This is a genomic window from Devosia sp. A369, assembly GCF_054489345.1.
The window spans coordinates 684,205-707,112 of the sequence record NZ_JBTMWV010000001.1 but is presented as its reverse complement, the minus strand read 5'-3'; the positions used below and the strand labels follow the sequence as shown (position 1 = coordinate 707,112).

Sequence of the window (22,908 nt, the reverse complement as noted above, 5' to 3'; positions counted from 1 at the left end):
GCGCCGTGGTGCTGTCGCCCCCGGCAAGATGGATATGGCACAGCAACTTGGTCTGCCCCCACAGAAGTGGTCCTTTTTGAAGTATGGGATATTCCCCTTTTGAAAGGATACGCAGATGGCTAGGAAACGTCCGACGGCTGAAGAGATCGTCACCAAACGTCGGCAGGTCGATGTACTGACCTCGCAGGGAAAAACGGTCGCGGAGGCTGTGCGCGCGATAGCCGTGACGGAAGTAACCTATTACCGCTGGCGCAAGGAATATGGTGGGCTCAAGGGCGACCAGGTGAAGCGACTGAAGGAGCTTGAGGCGGAGAACGCCCGGCTGCGCAGGGCCGTATCCGACCTGACGCTGGACAAGATGGTCCTGGCGGAGGCCGCCCGGGGAAACTACTGAGCCCTGCTCGCCGTCGCGCTTGCGTGGATCATGTGGTTGAGCAATTCGGCATCTCGCAACGTCGAGCTTGCCGCGTTCTCGGTCAGTACCGATCCACCCAGCGCAAGGCTCCCAAAACCCGCGACGATGAAGCGGCTCTGACCGCTGACATCATCGAACTAGCTACCCAATATGGCCGCTATGGCTATCGTCGGATCACGGCGATGCTGCATCGCACTGGTTGGATGGTGAACCACAAGCGGGTGGAACGGATCTGGCGACGAGAAGGGCTCAAGGTTCCACAAAAGCAGCCCAAACGCGGGCGGCTCTGGCTCAACGACGGATCCTGCATCCGGCTGCGGCCCGAGTATCCCAATCACGTCTGGTTCTGTGACTTCGTCGAGGGTCGCACCCACAATGGCAGAAAGTTCCGCATGCTCAACATCATCGACGAATACACCAGGGAGTGCCTGGCCATCAGGATCAGCCGCAGGCTCAAGGCGGTCGACGTCATCGACGTGCTCACCGACCTGTTCATCCTGCGGGGAACCCCGGGCCATATTCGCTCAGATAACGGCCCTGAGTTCGTTGCCAAGGCCGTGCGAGACTGGATTGCTGCTGTTGGCGCCAAGACCGCGTAGATCATGCCGGGTAGCCCTGGGAGAATGGCTATTGCGAGAGCTTCAACTCCAAACTCCGCGATGAACTGCTCGATGGAGAAATCTTCTACACCCTCAAGGAGGCCCAGATCGTCATCGAAGGCTGGCGGCATCACTACAACACGGAGCGCTCGCACTCGTCGTTGGGCTATAATCCACCGGCGCCAGAGGCCATCTCATGGCCGCCAACTCCAAGCGGATCAGTGACGCCCCAAGTGGCGCCAAATCCGACTATGCACTAACAATACAACCGGACCGCTCACGTGGGGCAGAGCACGCACCGATGGACACTAACGACCAAGGAAGCGTTTAGTGAGGCTTCAAGACGAGGTCGATGTTCGCCAACATCAAAAATATCCCCAGCCTTGAACGTGTGATCAGCAAGGGTTGCCGCATCAAGCTCGACCATCTCTGAGAGAAGAGCACCCGACATGCCAAAACCTTCCTGGACACAGGTCTGGACTAGCGTCTTCGCTATTAGCCTTGCTTTTGCCTCGCTTCGGATTGTCGACGAATGTTTCGGAAGTAATCCTTTGCGCGTCGCCGCCGCATTTTAGAAACACGATCAAAGAACAAGACGCCGTTGGTATGATCTACTTCGTGCTGGACACAAACGGTAACGCTCGAACTGGTGACCGCTGCCTATCACTCGCAGCGCACCGGGCAGGCGACGCCAATGCCGATCATGCCGGATCATCCGCTGTATCATTCCTGGCTGCCGGAAGCCGATCAGCGGGTCGCCGCCAGCGGCTGAGAGCGGCAACACACGACAGGCGCGCCGCCGCCGATTGGCGGCGGGCGCAAGGGGAGACTGAGATGGACACTGCGGGACACGGATTTCAACTGGCGGGCGAGCAGCGGCTGTACCAGATCGTGGCGCGCCGGATTGCCCGCATGATCGAAGCCAATGCCAAGGACCCGAATTGGCGCATGCCATCGGAGCGCGAATTGGCCGAGCAGCTGGAAGTCAGCCGGCCGGTGGTGCGCGAGGCGGTGATCGCGCTGGAAATGCGCGGCATTGTCGAGGTGCGTGGCCGGACCGGGATGGTGGTGTTGCCCGGCCGGGTCAAGCAGGTCAATTTCGACGGTATCGGCGATGACGCCGGGCCGGGGCCGTTCGAACTGCTTGAAGCCCGCATGGCGGTGGAGGCGAGCGCTGCGGCAATGGCCGCCGAGCGCGCCACTATCTACGACATCATGGTGCTCGAAGAATGCATCGCCCAGATGCAGCAGGAAACCGACGTGATGCTGCTCAATGAAAAGGGCGATCGCGATTTCCACATAACCATCGCCAAGATGACCGGCAATGCGATCATCGTCTCGATCATCGAGGCGTTGTGGGCGCAGCGGGACGAGTCGGTGATGTGGAAAAAACTGCACGAGCATATCCATGCCCCCAGCGTGCGGCCGCTGTGGATCGGGGACCATCAAGCGGTGGTCGCGGCGCTCCGCATGCGCAATCCGGACGCGGCCTATAAGGCCATGTCCCGTCATATCCGCAATGTCAGCAAGGAACTGCTGGAAGCCGACGAACGCGGACGGCTGACGCCCGATCCGGCGCTGGCCGACAAGGGAAAACTGTAATGCTCAAATCTTTCGAACATGTCGGCATGACGGTCAGTAATATGGACCGGACCATCGCGTTTTACTGCGACCTGCTCGGCCTCAAGCTGCATCTGCGCAAGCTCACTGGCGGCGGCTCGACGCTGGCGTTTCTCGATGCCGGCGGCGGCATGCTGGAGATCATCGCGCCGGTGAACGGCGCCGCGCCGGCAGAGGATGTGCCCGACGGAAGGGCAGGGCTGCGCCATCTGACATTCCTGTTTGAAAGCGTCGATACCATTTTCGCCAAGCTGGAAGCGGCAGGCGTTGAACTGGTGGAGCGTCCACGCAAGGCGTTCAACACCGAAGTGCTCCACAAGGTCGCCTTCCTGCGTGATCCCGACGGCATCATGATCGAACTGGCCGAACGGAACCCGGGCTAGATTCTGATGCCTGGCGAGCGGTTGGGGGTGCCAAGCGACGCCATGGGCTGGCTCCGGGCCGCGCGCTAGACTAAAAGCTGGGCTGGAATCGGCCCGGCCAAATGGCTCGGGTCCGGTCAGGATTGGCGTGGAACGGAGCCCGGGATGACGATCGCAATCATTGGCGGTACTGGATTTTTGGGCAAGGCCGTGGCGCGGCGGCTGCTGGCGCATGGGCAGGACGTGTTGGCTATCGCCCGCGGAATCGAGCCGGTGGCCTTGCCGCACGGTGTCCGCTTCGAGGTCGCCGACCGCATGGACACGCCGGCACTGATCCGCCTGCTCAAGGCGCATCAGGTCAGCGCCGTCATCGATATTTTTACCCTCAGCCTGCGCAACACCCAGTCGGTGCTCGATGCCATGGCTGCGATTGGCGGGCGTTACGTGCTGGTCAGCTCCACCGACGTCTATGCCAATTATGGTGGCTTGCTGAAAAAAGACAGCCCGCCGATCCGGCTGGAACCGGCCACTGAGGATTCGCCGCTGCGCACGCTGCGCTATCCCTATCGCGGCAATTCGCGCCGACCCAAGGGGGTCGAAGACGATCTGTTCGAGGATTACGACAAGCTCCCGATCGAGGAAGCGGCGCGGGCGGATAGGCGTTTCGAAAGCGCCATCATGCGCCTGCCGATGATTTTTGGGCCGGAAGACAAGCAGCACCGCTTTGCCTGGGCGATCCGCAATGCGGCGGCGGGCAAGCCCTTCGCCATTGATGAGCGGGCGGCGGGTTGGCTGAATTCCTATGGCTATATCGATGATATGGCCGAGGCGCTGGCGCTGGCCGCTACCCATCCCGCCGCCGCCGGGCGCACCTATAATGCGGCGCAGCCGCAGGATCGTACGGTGACGCAGTGGGCGCACACCATTCTCGATGTGATGGGGATCGCGACCGAGGTGATTGCCGTGCCGCCCGCCGAAAATGGCATCATGGCCGACCGGGCCGAGGCGTCCAATCTGGCCTATCCGCTGACACTGGATAGCAGTCGCATCCGCGCCGAGCTGGGTTTTGTCGAAACCATTTCCGAGCGTGAGGCGCTGGAACAGACCATCGCCTGGGAGTTGGCGCAGAACTGACGCGGCGCGGGCCTGCGGCGGAAAACCGCTGCACAGCAGGTCCGATCCGGCGCCGGACAGTTGACAACGGCAGGCCGTAATTTAGTGTGGCTAAAATTATGCGGCCGCGCTGGGGTGCGTTTTGTCAGAGCTGATTGCCAAAGATGATCGTCGCGACACGGCGGGGGTAGCTGTCGTCGACACGACGCTGGGCCAGCGGCTGCGCACGCGCCGCAAGGCTATTGGCAAGACGCTGCAGCAGGTGGCGACCGAGTCGTCGCTGACGGTGGGCTTCATCTCCCAGATCGAGCGCGGCATCTCGACGCCGTCACTGGCGTCGCTGTATAATGTGGCCAAGGCGCTGGAAACCTCGGTCGATCACTTCGTCTCCCGCAAGCCGGCGCGGACCCATAGCGTGGTCAGCCATTCCGGCCAGCGCCAGACCTATCAGGTTGGCGGTACCGCCCGGTTCTACGAGTTTCTGGAACGTGGCTTTCCCGACGCCAAGCTCAATGCGTGCCTTGCCCATGTGCCGCCCGGTCACGTCTCCGAAGTCATGAGCCATGAGGGCGAGGAGTTCGTCTATCTGGTCAGCGGCACGATGCGCTACGAGGTCGATGGCACCGCCTATCTGCTCGGGCCCGGCGACACCCTGCATTTCGACTCCCGCAAGCCGCACCGCGGCGACAATATCGGCACCGACACCGCCATCGAATTATGGGTTGGCACCATGCGAGTATTTCCCGAATGATCGGACTGAATTCCACTCTGGCCGCAAGGCTGAATCAGGCGCTGGCGGCCGGGCCGCAGCCGACGATTGCGCTGCTCTGCGAGCTGTTCAAAGCCATTCCCGGCGTGCGCACCGTCACCTGGCTGGCGACGGCGCCCGACCGCTCGGTCACCCATCGCATCGGCACCTCCGATCCGGTCGGCTTTCCGATTGGCGGCTTCGATCCGATTGATGACAGCGCCTGGAACCTGCGCATTTTCGGCGAAAAGCTGCCGGTGGTGGGCGATAATCCGGCGCAGATGGCGCAGTTCATTCCCGAGACCGACCAACTGGTCGCCATGGGTTATGGCGCAACGCTGTGCCAGCCCATCATCATCGCCGATGACGTGCGTGGCCTCGTCTGTCTGCTCGGCGATGCCGGGATTTTGACGCCTGATGCACTCGCCGAAGTCGACGCCCTTCTACCCATCGCCGCGCTGGTCTTCAGCTTTGAGGGGATCAGCCAGCGATGATGTTTCACCAGACAATCAAGCAATCAACCAGGGAGACTGCAATGCGCCTGTTTAAGACGCTCGCAGCCGTAGCCCTTGGAGCGGTCATGACCGCTTCGGGAGCCATGGCGGCGACGCCCACCAATACACTCGTCATCGCGGACGCGATTGACGACATCATCACCCTCGATCCGGGTGAAGTCAGTGAAGTCGGCGGCGTGCTCGCCAGCCAGCAGATCTACCAGCCGCTGGTGACCTTCGATCCCGCTGATCCGACCAATATCTCCGGCGTGCTGGCTGAAAGCTGGTCGGTTTCCGAAGATGGCAAGACTTTCACCTTCAAGATGAACCCGGCCGCCAAGTTTGCCTCGGGCAATCCGGTGACCGCCTATGACGCCGAATATTCGCTGCGTCGCGTCATTCTGATCGACAGCCGTATCTCGTTCATCCTGACCCAGTTCGGCATCGACAAGGACAACGTTGTCGACAAGATCAAGGCGACCGACGCCGGCACCCTGGTGCTTGAAGTCAACGAAAAATACGCCCCGAGCTTCGTGCTCTATGTGCTGTCGTCCTTCACCGGCGGCATCGTCGACTCCGAGATCGTCAAGCAGCATGAGGCCACTCTGGCCGATGGCAGCAACGACTATGGCAATGCCTGGCTCAAGAGCGAAAATTCGGCCGGTTCGGGCCCCTATGTGCTGACCAAGTGGGACCCGAAAGTGTCGATCCTGCTGTCGCGCAACGACAATTACTGGGGCACTGCTCCCGGCGTCGAGCGCATCTTCCTCCAGCATATGCCGGAAAGCGCGACGCAGCGCCTGGCGCTGGAAAAGGGCGATATCGACATTGCCAACAAGCTCGGCCCCGATGATGTCGGCGCCGTGTCGGGCAATGCTGACATCCAGATTATGGAAGGCAATTCCTCGACCATCTATTACTTCGGTCTCAACGTGCGGAACGAAGCGCTGAGCCATCCCGAAGTGGTTGAGGCGATGAAGTATCTGGTGGATTACCAGGGCATTGCCGACAATATCGGCCGTGGCACCGTCAAGGTGCACCAGACCATGATCCCGGACGGGTTCCTGGGCGGCAATATCGACTACAACCCCTATTCGCTCGACGTCGAAAAGGCCAAGGCGCTGATCGCTGCAAGTGGCGTCGCCACCCCGATCAAGCTGGATACCGTGGTGTGGAACGTGCCGCCCTATACCGAATATGCCCAGGCCGTGCAGGCGACCATGGCGCAGGCCGGTATCGAGCTCAATCTGCTGGTCGTCGATGGTGGCCAGTGGCTCGATCGCTATCGCAGCCATGATCTGGACGTCTGGTTTGGCCTGTGGGGTCCGGACTATCCAGATCCGCATTCCAACGCCAAGGCCTTCACCGTCAACGACAAGACCGATCCCGATGGCGCCAACGGTAATCTCGCCGACCGCTTCGGCTGGGATTCGGGCCCGCTGTCGGACCAGGTTCTGGCCGCCGTGCAGGAGCAGGACACCGAAAAGCGCAAAGCCATGTATGACGCCATCCAGCGCGCCCATACCGACAGCTCGCCTTTCGTTTACATGTTCCAGGACAGCCGCAAGGTTGCCATGCGCGCCGACGTCAAGGGTGTCGTACTCGGCATCACCTTCTCGGACGACCGCTATGGCGGCGTGACCAAGCAGTAAGCGTCTAACTGCCCCCTCTCCATGCGGGAGGGGGCAAATCGCCATTCGGGTGTGCGGTCGACCATCGCGCACCCCTCATCCGGCGCTACGCGCCACCTTCGCCCACAAGGGGAGAAGGAAAGAGTATTCCGTTTGACCACATCTGTTCCCCGCGCGCTGCGCCCCATCATCGGCATTGCCTCCTGGCTGCTCACCGTCGCCATCACTTTGCTTGGCCTGTCGGCACTGACCTTTTTCATCGGCCGCGTGCTGCCGATCGATCCGGTGATTTCCATTGTCGGCGAAAAGGCCAGCCAGGCGACCTATGACCGGGTGTTTCTGGAACTGGGGCTGGACAAGCCGCTGTGGCAGCAATTTTTTGAATATATCGGCAAGATCCTGCGCGGCGACTTCGGCACTTCCTTTGCCACGGCGCGGCCGGTGCTGACCGATCTGCTGAATTTCTTCCCGGCCACGCTGGAGCTGGCGACCCTGGGTCTGCTGCTGGGCGTGGTGCTGGGTGTGCCGATGGGCGTTGCCTCGGCCTATTGGCACGAGAAATGGCCCGACCATGTGATCCGTATTGTCGGGCTGATCGGCTATTCGGTGCCGATCTTCTGGCTCGGGCTCGTGGGACTGTTCGTGTTTTACTACAAGCTCGGCTGGGTCGCCGGACCCGGGCAGCTCGACGTGTTCTTCGTCGGCATTGTCGACCGCTGGACGGGTTCGATCCTGCTCGACAGCGCCATGCAGGGCGAGTGGGAGATTTTCCAGAACGCCATCAGCCACATGCTGCTGCCAACCGTGCTGCTCGGCTATTTCAGCCTGGCCTATATTTCGCGCATGACCCGCTCGGTGATGCTCGACCAGCTCAACAGCGAATATGTTCTCACTGCCCGGCTCAAGGGCGCCAGCGAATTTCGCGTCGTGGCCGGACATGCACTGCGCAACGCGGCCATTCCCTTGGTCACGGTGATCGCGCTCAGCTATGGCGGGCTGCTGGAAGGCTCGGTGCTGATCGAGACCATCTTCTCCTGGCCCGGCATCGGCAACTACATTTATTCCTCGCTGTTCGCCGCCGACATGAATGCAGTCCTGGGCGGCACGCTGCTGGTCGGCGCGGTCTTTGTGTTCCTCAACATGCTGTCGGACGTGCTCTACCGCACGCTCGATCCGCGCTCGCGCTAGGAGGCACCCATGAACCTCACCACCACCACCATTGTCGACTCCAAGCGCGCTCTCCGCGCTGCCCGGCTAGCCGAATTCAAGAGCTTTGCCCGCCGCTTCGTGCGCAATCCGCTCGGCATGGTCGGGCTGATCATCGTCATCGCGCTGCTGCTTTGCGCTGCGCTGGCGCCGATCCTGGCCACGCATGATCCCTATCTGCCGGTATTGGCCGACCGGCTGGCGGCGCCGGGCGCGCAATACTGGTTCGGCGCCGACGAGCTGGGCCGCGATATCTATTCGCGCATCGTCTATGGCTCGCGCCTGACCCTGCTGATTGTCGGGCTGGTGATCGTCACCTCGGCCCCGGTCGGGCTGGTGATCGGCGCCGTTGCCGGCAATTACGGCGGCTGGATCGACCGCATTTTCATGCGCATCACCGACGTATTCCTGGCCATTCCCAAGCTGCTGCTGGCGCTGGCCTTCGTCGCCGCGCTCGGGCCCGGCATCGTCAATGCGGCGCTGGCCATCACCCTGACCGCTTGGCCGCCTTATGCGCGGCTGGCGCGCGCCGAAGCGATGGTGGTGCGCAACTCCGATTATGTGAACGCCATCCGCCTCGCCGGCGCGTCGGATTTCCACATCATCGTCTATCACATCATGCCGATGTGCATGTCTTCGGTGATCGTGCGCATGACCTTCGATATGGCTGGCATCATCCTGACCGCCGCCGGGCTGGGCTTTATCGGCCTCGGCGCCCAGCCGCCGCTGCCGGAATGGGGCGCCATGATCTCCACCGGTCGCAAATTCATCTTCGACCAATGGTGGGTGGCAACGGTCCCCGGCATCGCGATCTTCGTGGTCAGCCTTGGCTTTAATCTCTTGGGCGACGCCTTGCGCGATCTGCTCGACCCGCATTTGAGGCAGCGCCAATGAGCGGCCCCCTGGTAGAAATCGAAAACCTCCGCATCGCCTTTCCCGGCGAAGGCGGCGCCATGACCAACGCGGTGCGCGGCGTCTCGCTGACGCTGGGCCGCGAAAAACTGGGCATTGTCGGGGAAAGCGGCTCGGGCAAGAGCCTGACTGGCCGGGCACTGCTTGGCGTCTTGCCGTCTTATGCCCAGGTCAGTGTCGACAAGATGGAATTTGACGGCATCGACCTGACCAAAATCTCGCCCCGGCAGCGCCGTGGCTTGCGGGGTGGGCGGATGGGGATGATCCTGCAGGACCCCAAATTCTCGCTCAACCCGGTGATGCGCGTCGGCCTGCAAATCGTCGAGGCGATCCGCATTGGCGACCGGAAGCTGCCCAAGCGCGAAGCGATCCGTCAGGCGCTGGCGATTCTGGAAGCGGTGCATATCCGCAATCCCGAGCGGGTGTTTTCGCTGTATCCGCATGAATTGTCGGGCGGCATGGGTCAGCGCGTCATGATCGCCATGATGGTGGTGCGCGAGCCCGATCTGCTGATCGCCGACGAGCCCACTTCGGCGCTCGACGTGACGGTGCAGACCCAGGTGCTGTCGATTCTCGACGAGCTGGTCAGCCGGCGCGGCATGGGGCTGATTTTCATCAGCCACGATCTGCGGCTGGTGGCGCGGTTCTGTGACCGGGTCATCGTCATGTATGCCGGCCAGATCATCGAGACCCTGCAGGCCGACCGTCTGCACGAGGCCACCCATCCCTATACGCAGGGGCTGCTGGCCTGCCTGCCCACCATTGATGGCCCGCTCGAGCCGCTGCCGATCCTGCAGCGCCAGGCCAGCTGGCTGGAGGCACGCCCATGATCGATGTCGACCATCTCAGCGTCCGCTTCGGCCCGTCGACCGCCGTCCGCGATGTCAGCTTTCACGTTGCCGAGGGCGAAAGCTTTGGCCTGGTGGGGGAATCCGGTTCCGGCAAATCCACCATTCTGCGCACCATGATGGGGCTCAATCCCGATTGGTCCGGCTCGATCAAGATCGATGGGCAGGATACAAAATCCACCAGCCGCACCGATCTGGCGCGGCGGGTGCAGATGGTGTTTCAGGACCCCTATGCGTCGCTGCATCCGCGTTATGTCATCGGCCAGGCCATTGCCGAGCCGATGCGGATCAACAACATGCCGGACCCCGAAGGGCGCACCCGCGAATTGCTCGACCTGATCGGGCTGGGCGAGAAGTTCCGTTTCCGCTTTCCGCATGAATTGTCGGGCGGTCAGCGGCAGCGTGTCGCCATTGCCCGGGCATTGGCGCTCAATCCCAAAATCCTGCTGCTCGATGAGCCGACTTCGGCGCTGGATGTGTCGATCCAGGCCGAAATCCTCAACCTGCTCAATCAGCTGCGAAGGGATCTGGGGCTGACCTTCGTCATTGTCAGCCATGATCTGGCGGTGATTTCCTATATGTGCGAGCGGCTGATGGTGATGCGCAATGCCGAGGCGGTGGAGACCCTGACCCGCAGCCAATTGCGTGCTCGCGACATCCAGCAGAGCTATACGCGCGACCTGATCGCGGCCAGCTGAGCAGGTCACTTCCGCTCGGCTGGCTGGCGCACTCGACATCGGCGATTTGAGCACGCATGAAAGAGTTTGCGCTGAACTGATCCGCCCCGCGGGCGGTGCTATCGAAATGGAGTGTATTGCATGGCAAAAGTAGCTTTCCTCGGCCTGGGCGTCATGGGCTATCCCATGGCCCGGCACCTGGCTGCCAAGGGGCATGCGGTCACCGTTTACAACCGCAGCGCGGCCAAGGCTGAAAAATGGGTGTCCGAGCATGGCGGCAGCATGGCCCCGACGCCGGCCGCCGCCGCTGCCGGCCAGGATTTCGTGTTCTGCTGCGTCGGCAATGACGACGATCTCCGCCAGGTGACAATGGGGCCGGATGGCGCCTTTTCGAGCATGGGCAAGGGGACGGTGTTTGTTGACAACACCACCGCATCGGCCGCCGTCGCGCGCGAGCTTTCCGAGGTGGCTACGGCTGCCGGGTTCAGCTTTATCGACGCACCGGTTTCGGGTGGACAGGCGGGCGCGGAGAATGGCGCACTGACGGTGATGTGCGGGGGCGACGCCGACGCCTATGCGCGGGCCGAGCCGGTGATCATGGCCTATGCGCGGGCCAGCCGCCTGCTCGGGGACTCGGGCGCCGGCCAGCTCGCCAAGATGATGAACCAGATCTGCATTGCGGGCGCGGTGCAGGGCTTGGCCGAGGCCATCCATTTCGGCCAGAATGCCGGGCTCGACGTCGAAGCGGTGATCGAGGTGATTTCCAAGGGCGCGGCGCAGTCCTGGCAGATGGAAAACCGCTACAAGACCATGGTAGCGGGGCAGTTCGAGTTCGGTTTCGCGGTCGACTGGATGCGCAAGGATCTGGCCATCGTGCTGGACGAGGCGCGCCGCAACAAGTCGCGGGTGCCGGTGACCGCGCTGGTGGACCAGTTCTACTCGGAAGTGCAGGCGATGGGCGGCAATCGCTGGGATACGTCCAGTCTGATCGCCCGCCTGAACCGCAGTAACTAGCCCCCGGCCGCGAGGCGGACGAGGCGGGTTGGTCTGGGGCGCGTCTCTATGGTGGGCGCGCTCTGGGGGCTTTCGGTGGTGAAAATATCCACGATCCGGTCTAGTTCGCTGGCCTGAGCTTCGGACTGCTCGATGGCGGCGTTGATTTCTTCGACCAGGGCCGCATTGTGCTGGGTCATCACGTCCATGGTGCGCACGGCGCCGCCGACCTCTTCGATGGCGGTTGCCTGATCGCTGCTGTCGCGACCAATGCCGCTCATCAAATCGTTGGATGAGCGGGCGGCCACCAGCATGGCTTCCAGCCGGGCGGCGGCGTCGAGCACCAGGCGTGAGCCGCCCTGAACCTCGACATTCGATTGCTCGATCAGCTGCTTGATGTCGGCTGACGCCTGGGCCGTCGACTGGGCCAGGCGGCGCACTTCGACCGCGACCACGGCAAAGCCCTTGCCGGCCTCGCCCGCGCGGGCGGCTTCCACCGAGGCATTGAGCGCCAGCAGATTGGTCTGGAAGGCGACGTGATCGATCATGCCGATGATGTCGGAGATTTTGGACGAGGATTGGGTGATGCGCTCCATGGCCTGCGTGGCGTTGCGCATCACGTCGCCGCCGGATTCGGCGGCCTGGGTCACCGAGGCGGCGACCAGACTGGCCTCATGCGCCCGCTCGGCATTCTTTCGCACGGTGGTGGCCAATTGCACCATGGCGACGGCGGTGTGTTCGATGGTGGTCGCCTGCTTGGTGGTCCGCTGCGACAGATCATTGGCGCCGGACAGAATTTCGCCGGTGGCGACCTTGAGGGAGGCCGAGGCATTCTTGAGCTGGCCGACCACTTCGGCGAGCTTTTCGGCCACGCCGTTGGTGTGATGCTGCAGGTCGGAAAAGACGCCCTTGAACTCGCCTTCGACGCGGCAGGTGACATCGGCCTGCGCCATGGCCCGGAGCACGGCCTGGGTGGCGTTGACGCCTTCGCTGACCTGCTCGACCAGCTGATTGGTCTTGTCGACCAGATCATTGAGGCTTTGATCATCGTAGTGGGAGCGCATGCGCTGGTTGAAATCACCGGCCAGTCCGGCCTCGACCACGGCGGCGAATTCGCCCTGTAGCTGGTTCATCTGCGCCGCATGGTGGCGGGTCATCTCGGCATTATGCGCCAGTTCGCGGGCATTGGCCTGCTCGGCTTCGGCGCTGGTGGCCAGTTCGGCGGTCCGCTCTTCCGACAATGACAGGACCACATTGGTATTGATGGTCATCCAGATCAGCGCCGCCGCTTCGGCAACCAGAATGACCGCATGGAGGGTAACGCGCCCGAGGCCGCCCGAACCGTAAAACACCAGGTCGCTCCACAGCAGACCCAGGCCGAGATGGTGGACGGCCACCAGAACCGTGCCCAGCAGAATGGAGCGGATATCGTAGAGCAGCGCGCACATGGCCAGGGCGGCGAAAAACGCCATGTGGATGTCGATCTGCATGGGGTGGCCGCGCATGGCGATCAGCATCGCGGCGACCTGGCCCATCAGCACGGCGACGGTGACATGGCGCCCCGGGGCGCTCACCCGGAACAGCAGGAAGCTGACGCCCATGATGACGCTCAGCCCGATGGCCAGCATGGCGGCGATGCCGATGGAGCCAAACCGGGCCAGTTCGATGGCCAGCGTTGCGGCGGCGAGGATGACTGTCAGCCCGACCAGAACCAGCGCCCCACGCTGACGGAAAATTTCCAGCGTCATGTCTGCAACTCCTCAATCGGGCCGCATAGGCCTCTTGCTGCGGCGACGAACAGCGCGCCCCGCTCGGTGACGCGTTGGGCAAATTTGCCGTCCAGGGCGACGGCCACGACAATGTTGGAGAATCGGCCGGTGCCGGCGATCTGGCCGCCGGCGTCGATCACGGCGCTCAGGGCATCAATCTGGGAGGTCCAGGGTGGGAATACGACACCGATCTCGCCGCGTTCTGGCGGTAGATGGTAGCCGATGATCAAGGTGGTAAAGGTCAGTAAGGTCGAGGCGCCTATCAAGACGAGCGCAGCACCGTTCGGTTTGCCGATAGTAAAACCTGAGCCCAGACCGCGCGCCCTTGCCAATGCTGCAATCCTTTCAGAATTGCGACTGCAGACCCTTACCGCATGAATATGCGTGGGTTTAGTAGAGCACAGAGGGGTTAATTAAAATTTCCCTGTTTTGGATTGAATTTTATCGATCAGTCGATGCGAAGAAGTGCGTAAGTCAATTTACGGCTATACTTCAATAAACTTGTGTCAATTGAGCAATTGTTTTGATTTCATATGAAGTGGCGAGGGCCTTGGTCAGTTGCCGCATGTTATTCGAAGCGAGACAGGGCAAACGCCGAGAGGTCGATGACCGGCTGACCGTCAATGGCCCATTGGGCCAGGCTTTCGCCAATGGCAGCCGAGTGTTTGAAGCCGTGGCCGGAGCAGGGGGAGGCGACGAGGATCGCCGCGTGTTCGGGGTGACGGTCGATGAGGAAGGCGCTGTCGGGGGTGACGGTGTAGATGCAGGTGGCGGTTTTGAGGGCGCGCGGGGTGACGCCGGCGAGGCGCCCGGCGACATGGGCGGTGTGCATGCGCAGGCTGTCGGAGTCTGGGACTACGCGGTCGATGTGGTCGGGGTCGCTGGCAGGGCCGTAATATTCATCGGCGGTTTTCATCGACAGGCCATCGCGGCTAGGAAAGCCGTAGAAAAACCCATCCTCGGTTTCGCCATGTGGCCACATGAAGACCGGGACGTCGCGCCAGTTGGGCGGGGCATCGGGGGCCAGAGCGAACCAGTGCATCACCTGCCGGACTGGCCGGAGCAGGGAGGTGAAGGGTTCGCCCAACAGGCCCGGAGCCCATGAGCCAGCGGAGACGATGGCCTGGCCGGCATGCAATGTGCTGCCATCGCTGAAGGCGATAATGACGCCGCTGCCGGATGGGGTGATTGCGGTGACGGTCGCGCCCAGCTTGAGGGTGGCGCCGTGACGTTGGGCTAGCTCCAACTGGGCCGCGACGCAGCGCTCGGGCCAGAGATAGCCGCCGCCGGGCTCGAAATAGCCGATCTCGCTATCCTGCGGGGTGAAGGCGGGAAAGCGGTGGCGAATCTCGTCGGCGGAGAGGACTTCGTGCGGGATGCCGTAGTGCTGGGCTGCGCCGATGGAGCGTTGGATAAAGGCGGTGCGACCCGGGCGGACAATGGTGTCGTCATGCTCGGAGATGATGATGCTGCCCACTTCGAACAGCATGTCCTGGCCGGTCTCGGCTTCGATCTCGCGCCAGAGTTCGTGCGAGCGCATGGCCAGCGGCACATAGGCTTCACCCTCGCCAATGCCACGCCTGGTGATGCGGGTTTCGCCGTGGGTGGAGCCTTCGGCGTGGGGCGGGGCGAAGCGGTCGGTGCCGATCACTTTGGCGCCGCGCTTGGCCAGTTGATAGGCGGTGGCGCTACCCATAGCGCCCAGGCCGATGACGGCAATGTCGCAAATCTCAGTCATTGAGGGACGCTTCCTCTCGATGGGGTCGGTCGAGGCGGGCGGTGAGCGCCAGCGCCGCGATGATGATGGCAATGCCGGCAATGGTGGTCCAGGCCGGGACTTCGCCAAAGGCGAGATAGCCGGCCAGAGTGGCCAGCACGATGGAGAGATAGCCCAGCGGGGCGAGCATGCTGGCCGGAGCCGATTGATAGGCGCGCAGGAAGCAATATTGCCCGATCTGCGCCAGAATGCCGATGGCGAGCAGCAGCGGCCAGTCGCCCAATGCCACCGGCTGCCAGACCAGACTGGCGGGGATGATGGTGAAGACCGAGAGGCCGACGGTGTAGAACACCATCAGTACGGTGGTGTTCTCGTTGGCCAAAGCGCGGGTTTGCACTACGGCGAGCGAGCCGAACAGCACCGAGCCCAGCGCCGCCAGAATGCCCGGATTGAGCGCGACCTCGCCGGGGGCGACCATGATCAGCACGCCGAGAAAACCGATGACGGCGCCAAACCAGCGCCAGCCGCCGGAGCGCTCATGCAGCAGCCAGGTGGCCAGTGCCATGACCACCAATGGGCGCATGAAACCGATGGCGTTGGCCATGGCGAGCGGCAGGGCGGTCAGCGCGGCGAAATTGGTGTTGAGCGCCAGCGTATTGCACAGCACCCGGAAGATGTGGCGGCCCCATTGCGTGGTGCCGGCGATGGCGGCGCGATGTCGCCACGCCAATGGCAACACGCTGACCAGCCCGATCAGCGAGCGGATGAACACCATCTGCACGGCCGGGAAGCTGGCGCCACCCAGCTTCACCAGCACCGTCATCACGGTGACCAGCAGCATATCGGATAAGAGCCAGACCATGCCGGCGGAACGCTGCCGAGGCACGGTCATGTCAGGCGGGCTGCACCAGATTGGCCAGTAGGCGGAACGCGCCCGGCACCAGCTTGTCGAGCTGATGATGCAGCACGAGGCTGGTATGGGTGTGACGGCCCTTGCCGACTTCGGCAGAGAGCAGCGAACCGGTCAGCGGGGCTTCGCCGGGGTCGCTCATGGCCAGCAGCGGCACATAGGCCGGGTCCCAGGAGGAGGCGAAATAGAGACCGCGTTCCTTGTCCCAGCCGGCGAAATCAGCGGCGCTGATGGCGTTGGGGCCGGTCAGTAGTTTGTGCTCGGGCGCGAGGATGGTGACCTCGGCCGATGGATTGGTGGTGCGCCAGCGCAATGAGGGCGAGCCGATGGTCAGCATGCGCGGCGGCGTGGCGTCGGGATTCCAGCCATCGGTGGGGCGGTGGTAGAGCGTCAGCAGATGGCCGCCGGCCTCGGTCCAGCGATGCAGGCGCTCGGTGGCGGCGGCCAGATCGGGGCGGGTGCCGAAGGCGAGGATGCCGATGACGATGGAGTCGTATTGGCTGAGGTCGCCGGCTAGCGCGGCGGCGTCGAGTTCGGTGACGTTGGCGCCCATGCGCTTGAGCCAGAGGCCGACGCGGTCACTGCCGCCGCTGATATAGCCGATGCGGCTCTTGGGCAGGTTCAGGTCGAGGGCCAGCACATCAAGGGCGAGCGGGCGCACGAAATGGGTGCGGCCGATATGGGGGTAGGCGATTTCGGTGAGGGCATAGGCCGGGGTGCCATCGACGCGAACGTGCAGAGTGTAGCGGCCGGGTTCGAGATCGGCGGCCGGCGTCAGGGTGAAGTCGGAGCCCTTGGTGGCAACGGCGAGGCCGGGCGCGATGTCGAAGCTGACCCGCTCGGCGGCGATATCGCTCTTGATGGCGACAATGCGCGTATCGCGGGTTGGCAAGGCCAGAATCATGGCGTCGGGGGTGAGCGCCAGCTGATAGGGCGGTACGATCTGCACCGGCTCTTCAGTGTCTAGGGTGATCGATAGCGGTTCGCCGGCGACAACGGCATCGATGCGCAGGCTCACCGCACCATTCCCGCCGAGGCTGAGCCAGTCGGGGGCAAAGGCGTTGGTGATTGCCGCGTCGGGCTTGGCGGTGAGCGGCAGGGTGATGCGGGTATCGGCGGTGGTGACGGCGGCAAGCGGCTCGAAATTAGCGTCCAGCACCGGGGTGATGGTGAGGTGGTCGGCGGTGCCTGCGTCGATTTCAACGGTGAGCGACGCTGTGCCGCCCGGCGCTAGGCGCGGCGAGACGGCAAGGCTGAAATCGAGGCCGGCGGCGAGGGCCAAGGCGGCGTCGAGTTCCTGGCGCTTGCGCTGCAGGCGGTGGCCATGGCGGGCGGCTTCGTCGGCGGTCTGCGCAGCTAGTGCAGCAGCGACGGCGCGCTTGGCGCTGACCAAAGCCGTGGTGAGGGCGGCGGCGTTGGGGAAGGCGGCGATGGCCTGGGCAATGGCAGCGTCGGCCTCGCCTAGCGCAGGGTGGTCGCCGAGATCGGCGAGGCGGGCGGGGAGGCCGGCGCCGATGGCGTTTTCGGCGGCGCCGTTGACCAGATGCAGCGGCCAGCTCAGCTGCGCCGGGAAGGTCCAATAGCCCATATTCTGGCTGCCGTGATAGGCGCGGGAGACTTCGCCGAGGCGATCATAGCTCATGCCGGTCACCGGGTCCGGCCCGGTGGCGGTGACCAGGGTGGTGGCGGGCGGCGGCGGCACTTCGTCGTCGTAATAGCCATTGCTGCCGCCGGTCCAGGCGGGGAGATAATATTTGGCGACGCGCCACGGCGTCAGCCCCTCGGCGGCATGTTCGGGATAGGCGGCCGGTTCTGCAGCAAGCGCCAGCGCGGTCTCGGCGGCTTCGGTCATGGCGCGGTGGTGACCATGCTGGCCGGGCACGTCGAGAAAGGTAGGGATGACGATATCGGGGCGGAACTGGCGATAGGCGCGGACCAGCCGCTCGATGGTGCGCTCACGGCCCCAGCGCGACAGGGTGTCAGGGCCGGATTTGGAGAAGCCGAAATCATGCACCGGATCGTCGGGGCCATGGCCGAGCCAGGCGATATCGGCGTCAAGCACGCGGGCGGCTTCTTCCATTTCGCGCGACCGCATCACGCCCAATGCGCCGGTGCGCTCGGGGCCGCTGGTGTTCTGGCCGCCTTCGCCGCGGGTGGAACAGGCGATGACGATGCGCATGCCCTGCTCGAAACGCATGGTGGCCAGCATGCCGCTCTGTTCGTCGTCCGGGTGGGCGCCGGTGTTCATCACGGTCACGGTCGAGGTCAAACGACTGAGGGCCCGCTGCAGGGCAACGGAACGGGGCGCGGCGGCGCGGCGGTACAGGCGGTCTCGAGCGGTCAGCATGGGGTCGTCCAGTTTAGCAAGTGTTCGGTCAGCCAGTGGCGCTGGCGACGCTGAGGTGAGGTGAAACGGTATCGAGCAGCGGCAGGGCGGCCGCGCCCAATGCGGCGGTCAATTGGCCGGTCTGGCCACGCAAGACGCGCGGCAGGCTGCGCTGCTGGCGGGTGGCGACGGAGACGGGCAGGGGATCGAGCGCGGCAATCATCGCGTCGAGCACGGAATCGGGCAGGCCACCGCCGAAGATCACCGTGGCCGGATCGAAGATGTTTTCCAGCATGCCGACGGTCGGCACCAGATAGTCGGCGGCCAGCTCGATCCATTCATTGAGCGGGGCGCAGTTTTCGTCATGCAGCTTCTGGATGTCTTCGACGGTCGCCGCATAGATGCCGGCCATGGCCAGGTGTTCACGCAGGGCGAAGACCGAGGCGAAGCGTTCCAATGCGCCGGCCGGACCATGGGCGATTCGGCCCTTGCGCGGCACCAGTCCGACATGGCCGAGCTCGCCGGCATTGCCGAAAGCGCCGCGCAGCGGGCGGCCGTCCTGAATGACGCCGAGCCCCAGGCCGACACCGAAATAGAGATAGCAGAAGGTGCCGATCTGCTGGCCGGCGCCATAGAGCCGCTCGCCGACAGCGGCGGCGGTGGCGTCGTTGTCGATGACGAGATGGCTGCCGGTGGCCTTGGAAAACAGGGCGACGGGATCAACGCCGGTCCAGCCGGGCAGGGTGGCCGGGCCAACCGAACTCATGCCTTCGACTTCAAACGGGCCGGGCATCACCACGCCGACGCCGAGCAAAGGCGGCGCGTCGGCGCCCAGGCTGGCCTGCAATGCTGCGATCTGGGCAGCGGCCTGGTCGGGAATCACCTCGGGGCCGGTTTGGGTCAGCGGGATGATGGATTGGCCGCGAATGCCGCCGGAAAGATCGACCAGTACGGTGACCATGCGGTCGGCGGCGATTTCGACGCCGGCGGTCATCGGGCCATTGGGATTGACGGCAAACTGGATCGGCGGCTGGCCGCGACCGGAGCGCAAGCGCCCCAGTTCGATCAGTAGGCCCTCTTCGAGCAGTTCCTCGACAATATTGGCGACGGCCTGAGCGGTGAGCTGGGCGCGGCGGGCAATTTCGGTGCGGCCCATATGGCCTTGCATGCGGATGACTTCGAGCACGACGCGGCGGTTATGCGCGCGGTTGCGCTCGGGATTGGAGCCGATGGCCACGCGCTGGCGCGAACTGCGTTTGCTGCGGCTAATCACGCTGAGACCCCTCCCTGTGCCCGCCGCTGGTGCGCCGAGACAGGTGGCAGATTATCGGCCGATCATAATAACTCAAGTAGATTATTTTATTGACAGGTTCAGTCAGTTCGGAGACGCTTGGGACTGGATAGGCGGGTTTCCGCCGGGTTTCCGTATGCAGATGGCCGCCGGAGGGTCCGCGGCCAAAAGGAGGACTTAATGCTTACCAAGGCAAAAATCGCCGGCTTGGCCGCTGGCATCAGCTTTCTGGCGCTGGGTTCGGCGCAGGCCGTTGAGATCGAATACTGGCAGTATGTGTTCGATAGCCGCGTACAGGCCATGGACAAGCTGATCGCCAATTTTGAAGCGGCTAACCCCGACATCACGGTCAAGCAGACCACCTTCCCCTATGCCGACTACCAGACCCGCGTCGTCGCGGCCAAGGTCGCCGGGCAGGGCCCGGATGTCGTGCAGCTGTTCTACGGCTGGCTCGACAATTTCGTCTCGGGTGGCCTGATCCAGCCGCTGGATCCCGCCGTGTTCCCGCATGACGTCATCGAATCCGAATTCTTCCCGATCGTCTCGGCGATGAAGGTTGGCGAGGACTATTATGGTCTGCCGACCGCCGTGCGTTCGCTGGCGCTGTTCTACAACAAGGCGCTGTTTGCCGAAGCCGGCATTGCCAACCCGCCGTCAAACCTCGAGGAATTCCTCGCGGCAGCCGAAGCCACCACCAAACGCGATGGTTCGGGCAACATCACGTCCGAGGGCGTCACCCTCGACATGGCCGGCCAGGATCACCATTGGTGGCGCGAAGTTCTGATCCGTCAGAACGGTGGCGTTCCCTATGATGCCGAAGGCAACGTTGCCTATAACGACGCCGCCGGCGTTGCTGCGCTGAAGTACTACACCGACCTGCAGACCGACAGCAAAGTGGGCCAGATCGGCTTCATGGACGAAGGTCAGGCCGCGTTCCGCGCTGGTCTTGCCGCCATGACCATCGACGGCACGTTCCGTCTCGGCGCCTTCGCCGGCAACCCGTTCGAATGGGGTGTGGTTGAGTTGCCGGCCGACGCCAATGGCCTGCGCTCGAACTATTCGAGCTACTTCGCCAACGCCATCGGCGCCACTGCCGAAGGCGAGCGCAAGGCTGCCGCCGAGAAGTTCCTGACCTACATCACCTCGGCCGAGGCGATGGAAATCTGGCAGGATACGGTTGGCGAACTGCCGGCCCGCCGCGAAGCCGCGCTGAGCGAAGCCAATGTGGCCGATCCGATCCTCGGGCCGTTCCTCAAGGGCCTCGATTACGCCTACACGACCAAGTTCTATGACGAAGCCGGCCAGCGCCAGGTTGCCGTCGACATGGTCAACCGCGTGCTGCTCGAAGGTCAGTCGGTCGAAGATGCCATTGCTCAGGCGGCCGCCGCCGAGCAGGAAATCATCGACGCAGCGACCGAGTAAGAACGAACGCATAAGTTACGTCCGGCGGCGGTTTGGTCCGCCGCCGGGCGAATTATTTGGCAGGAGCGAAAATGGCGGCGACCGCAAACCACACAGCAGGCTCAGCACGCTTCTGGGACCGGCTGAACATCAGCACCAAACGGGTGATCTGGGCCTGGGTGTTTCTGGCCGTGCCGCTGCTGTTTTATGCCGGCATAAGATTTTACCCGACATTTCAGGCGTTCTGGCTGTCGATGACCAACTGGGACCTGTTGCGCCCAGCCAAGTTCATCGGCTTCGCCAATTATGTCAAAATGTTCAAGGATCCGATTTTCTGGAAAGTGTTCCAGAACACCTTCCTTTATCTGATCATCGGCACGCCACTCAGCCTGCTGATCTCCTTCGTGATCGCCTATTATCTGGATCGCGTGCGCTTCATGCACGGCTTTATCCGGGCGCTGTATTTCCTGCCCTTCCTGACCACTGCTGCGGCCATGGGCTGGGTGTGGCGCTGGTTCTATCAGCCGGTGCCGATTGGCATCATCAACGGTTTCCTCAGCTCGGCCGGTCTGGAGCAGCAGCCTTTCCTGCGCTCGACCACGCAAGCGCTGCCGTCGATCCTGATCCCCGCCATCTGGGCCGGACTGGGCTTTCAGATCATCATCTTCATGGCCGGTATCCGCGCCATTCCCTCGACCTTCTACGAAGCCGCGAAAATCGACGGGCTGGGCGACTGGGCGATCCTGCGCAAGATCACCGTGCCCTTGCTGAAGCCGACCACCGTGTTCCTCGTGGTGTTCTCCTCGATCGGCTTCCTGCGGATTTTCGACCAGGTCTATAACATGACCACCAATGATCCGGGTGGGCCGCTCAATGCCACCAAGCCGTTGGTGCTGATGATCTATCAGACCGCCTTCTCGTCCTACCAGATGGGCTATGCCGCGGCGCAGACCGTGGTGTTGTTCACCATCCTGCTCATCGTCTCCCTGATGCAGCTCTATGTGCTGAGGGAAAAGAAATGACCGCCATGACCGCATCCTCCGAGTTGGCCGCCAACCGCCGCGACATCCGCCCCGGCCGTATCATCATCTGGACCGTGCTGTTGATCGGTGGCCTGATCATGGTCACGCCGCTGCTCTATATGTTCTCGACCTCGCTCAAGACCTCGGGGCAGGTCTATGATCTGCGGCTGATCCCGCTGGCGCCGACCTTCGACAACTATATCAAGGTGCTGGGTGACGGACGCTTCATGAAGTGGTTCTTCAACTCCACCTTCATCGCCCTGACAGTGACGATTTCCAACGTGTTCTTCGACTCGCTGGTTGGCTACACGCTGGCCAAGTTCGAGTTCAAGGGCCGCTATTTCGTGTTCCTGGCGATCCTGTCGACGCTGATGATCCCCACCGAAATGCTGGTGATCCCATGGTACCTGATGAGCAGCCAGCTCGGCTGGATCGATAGCTATTGGGGCATCATGTTCCCGGGCATGATGACGGCTTTCGGCACCTTCCTGATGAAGCAGTTCTTTGAGGGCGTGCCCAACGACTTCCTCGAAGCAGCGCGCGTCGACGGGCTGAACGAGTTCACCATCTGGTGGAAGATCGCCATGCCCATGGTGGTGCCGGCGATCTCGGCCCTGGCCATCTTCAGCTTCCTCGGCAACTGGACGGCGTTCTTCTGGCCGCTGATCGTCACCACGTCGAAGGAGCTTTATACGCTGCCCGTCGGCATTTCGAGCTTCTCCGCCGAAGCCTCGATCCAGTGGGAACTGATCATGACCGGCGCCGCCATCGGCACCATTCCGACCCTGCTCGTATTCCTCGCCCTGCAGCGCTACATCGTGCGTGGCGTGATGCTGGCCGGTCTCAAGGGTTAA

General features: G+C 63.1%; 20 protein-coding genes and 3 pseudogenes. 16 read left to right on the top strand and 7 right to left on the bottom strand.

The annotated features are described in order from the left end of the window. Nucleotides 1-115: 115 nt before the first annotated feature. A pseudogene (locus tag ACX3OZ_RS03490) lies at nt 116-1,274 on the top strand (IS3 family transposase). 235 nt (nt 1,275-1,509) lie between these two features. Here the strand turns inward: ACX3OZ_RS03490 and ACX3OZ_RS03485 are convergent. Continuing rightward, nucleotides 1,510-1,641 (bottom strand): annotated as a pseudogene (locus tag ACX3OZ_RS03485) (peptide deformylase); the annotation flags it as partial. Between the two features lie 10 nt (nt 1,642-1,651). Between ACX3OZ_RS03485 and ACX3OZ_RS03480 the strand changes: the two are divergent. From ACX3OZ_RS03480 to ACX3OZ_RS03425, 12 genes and pseudogenes are all read left to right on the top strand, one after another. After that, nucleotides 1,652-1,786, top strand: a pseudogene (locus ACX3OZ_RS03480) (gfo/Idh/MocA family oxidoreductase); the annotation flags it as partial. Between the two features lie 62 nt (nt 1,787-1,848). Further along, nucleotides 1,849-2,616, top strand: a complete 768-nt coding sequence (locus ACX3OZ_RS03475; RefSeq protein WP_459103822.1) for a FadR/GntR family transcriptional regulator — start codon at nt 1,849-1,851, stop codon at nt 2,614-2,616. Further along, complete coding sequence (locus tag ACX3OZ_RS03470; RefSeq protein ID WP_459094826.1) at nt 2,616-3,017, top strand: VOC family protein; 402 nt, start codon at nt 2,616-2,618, stop codon at nt 3,015-3,017. Before ACX3OZ_RS03475 ends, ACX3OZ_RS03470 begins: the two co-directional genes overlap by 1 nt. 144 nt (nt 3,018-3,161) lie before the next feature. Next, complete coding sequence (locus ACX3OZ_RS03465) at nt 3,162-4,130, top strand: NAD-dependent epimerase/dehydratase family protein (protein WP_459094827.1); 969 nt, start codon at nt 3,162-3,164, stop codon at nt 4,128-4,130. Between the two features lie 121 nt (nt 4,131-4,251). After that, nucleotides 4,252-4,860 carry a helix-turn-helix domain-containing protein gene (locus ACX3OZ_RS03460; protein ID WP_459094828.1) on the top strand — a complete coding sequence of 203 codons (609 nt, stop codon included), beginning with the start codon at nt 4,252-4,254 and terminating at the stop codon, nt 4,858-4,860. Then, entirely contained in the window at nt 4,857-5,351 is a 495-nt protein-coding gene (locus ACX3OZ_RS03455) for a hypothetical protein (protein ID WP_459094829.1), read from the top strand. The genes ACX3OZ_RS03460 and ACX3OZ_RS03455 overlap by 4 nt, the downstream gene beginning before the upstream one ends. An 86-nt stretch (nt 5,352-5,437) precedes the next feature. Further along, a complete protein-coding gene (locus ACX3OZ_RS03450; RefSeq protein ID WP_459103821.1) occupies nt 5,438-7,003 on the top strand; it encodes an ABC transporter substrate-binding protein in 1,566 nt (521 codons plus the stop codon). 132 nt (nt 7,004-7,135) lie between these two features. After that, nucleotides 7,136-8,170 carry an ABC transporter permease gene (locus ACX3OZ_RS03445; protein WP_459094831.1) on the top strand — a complete coding sequence of 345 codons (1,035 nt, stop codon included), beginning with the start codon at nt 7,136-7,138 and terminating at the stop codon, nt 8,168-8,170. 9 nt (nt 8,171-8,179) lie between these two features. After that, entirely contained in the window at nt 8,180-9,082 is a 903-nt protein-coding gene (locus ACX3OZ_RS03440) for an ABC transporter permease (protein ID WP_459094832.1), read from the top strand. Then, on the top strand, nt 9,079-9,930 hold the full coding sequence (locus tag ACX3OZ_RS03435) for an ABC transporter ATP-binding protein (protein WP_459094833.1): 852 nt from the start codon (nt 9,079-9,081) through the stop codon (nt 9,928-9,930). Before ACX3OZ_RS03440 ends, ACX3OZ_RS03435 begins: the two co-directional genes overlap by 4 nt. Further along, nucleotides 9,927-10,646 carry an ABC transporter ATP-binding protein gene (locus tag ACX3OZ_RS03430; protein WP_459094834.1) on the top strand — a complete coding sequence of 240 codons (720 nt, stop codon included), beginning with the start codon at nt 9,927-9,929 and terminating at the stop codon, nt 10,644-10,646. The genes ACX3OZ_RS03435 and ACX3OZ_RS03430 overlap by 4 nt, the downstream gene beginning before the upstream one ends. Nucleotides 10,647-10,766: 120 nt before the next feature. Further along, a complete protein-coding gene (locus ACX3OZ_RS03425; RefSeq protein WP_459094835.1) occupies nt 10,767-11,639 on the top strand; it encodes an NAD(P)-dependent oxidoreductase in 873 nt (290 codons plus the stop codon). Here ACX3OZ_RS03425 and ACX3OZ_RS03420 read toward each other — a convergent pair. The 6 genes from ACX3OZ_RS03420 to ACX3OZ_RS03395 form a co-directional block, all read right to left on the bottom strand. After that, a complete protein-coding gene (locus tag ACX3OZ_RS03420) occupies nt 11,636-13,366 on the bottom strand; it encodes a methyl-accepting chemotaxis protein (protein ID WP_459094836.1) in 1,731 nt (576 codons plus the stop codon). The genes ACX3OZ_RS03425 and ACX3OZ_RS03420 overlap by 4 nt on opposite strands. Then, nucleotides 13,363-13,719, bottom strand: a complete 357-nt coding sequence (locus ACX3OZ_RS03415) for a hypothetical protein (protein WP_459094837.1) — start codon at nt 13,717-13,719, stop codon at nt 13,363-13,365. The genes ACX3OZ_RS03420 and ACX3OZ_RS03415 overlap by 4 nt, the downstream gene beginning before the upstream one ends. Before the next feature lie 236 nt (nt 13,720-13,955). Continuing rightward, nucleotides 13,956-15,125, bottom strand: coding sequence for an N-methyl-L-tryptophan oxidase (gene solA, locus ACX3OZ_RS03410; RefSeq protein WP_459103820.1), 1,170 nt, complete (start codon nt 15,123-15,125; stop codon nt 13,956-13,958). Continuing rightward, a complete protein-coding gene (locus ACX3OZ_RS03405; RefSeq protein ID WP_459094839.1) occupies nt 15,118-15,996 on the bottom strand; it encodes a DMT family transporter in 879 nt (292 codons plus the stop codon). The genes solA and ACX3OZ_RS03405 overlap by 8 nt, the downstream gene beginning before the upstream one ends. Before the next feature lies 1 nt (nt 15,997). Beyond that, on the bottom strand, nt 15,998-18,361 hold the full coding sequence (locus ACX3OZ_RS03400) for a PIG-L family deacetylase (protein WP_459094840.1): 2,364 nt from the start codon (nt 18,359-18,361) through the stop codon (nt 15,998-16,000). A gap of 28 nt (nt 18,362-18,389) precedes the next feature. Further along, on the bottom strand, nt 18,390-19,613 hold the full coding sequence (locus ACX3OZ_RS03395; protein ID WP_459094841.1) for an ROK family protein: 1,224 nt from the start codon (nt 19,611-19,613) through the stop codon (nt 18,390-18,392). 198 nt (nt 19,614-19,811) lie between these two features. On the opposite strand from ACX3OZ_RS03395, the gene ACX3OZ_RS03390 reads away from it, so the two are divergent. The 3 genes from ACX3OZ_RS03390 to ACX3OZ_RS03380 all read left to right on the top strand — a co-directional run bounded on the left by ACX3OZ_RS03390 (nt 19,812) and on the right by ACX3OZ_RS03380 (nt 22,908). Then, a complete protein-coding gene (locus ACX3OZ_RS03390; RefSeq protein WP_459094842.1) occupies nt 19,812-21,053 on the top strand; it encodes an extracellular solute-binding protein in 1,242 nt (413 codons plus the stop codon). A gap of 71 nt (nt 21,054-21,124) precedes the next feature. After that, complete coding sequence (locus ACX3OZ_RS03385) at nt 21,125-22,054, top strand: carbohydrate ABC transporter permease (protein ID WP_459094843.1); 930 nt, start codon at nt 21,125-21,127, stop codon at nt 22,052-22,054. 5 nt (nt 22,055-22,059) lie between these two features. Beyond that, nucleotides 22,060-22,908 carry a carbohydrate ABC transporter permease gene (locus tag ACX3OZ_RS03380; RefSeq protein ID WP_459095458.1) on the top strand — a complete coding sequence of 283 codons (849 nt, stop codon included), beginning with the start codon at nt 22,060-22,062 and terminating at the stop codon, nt 22,906-22,908.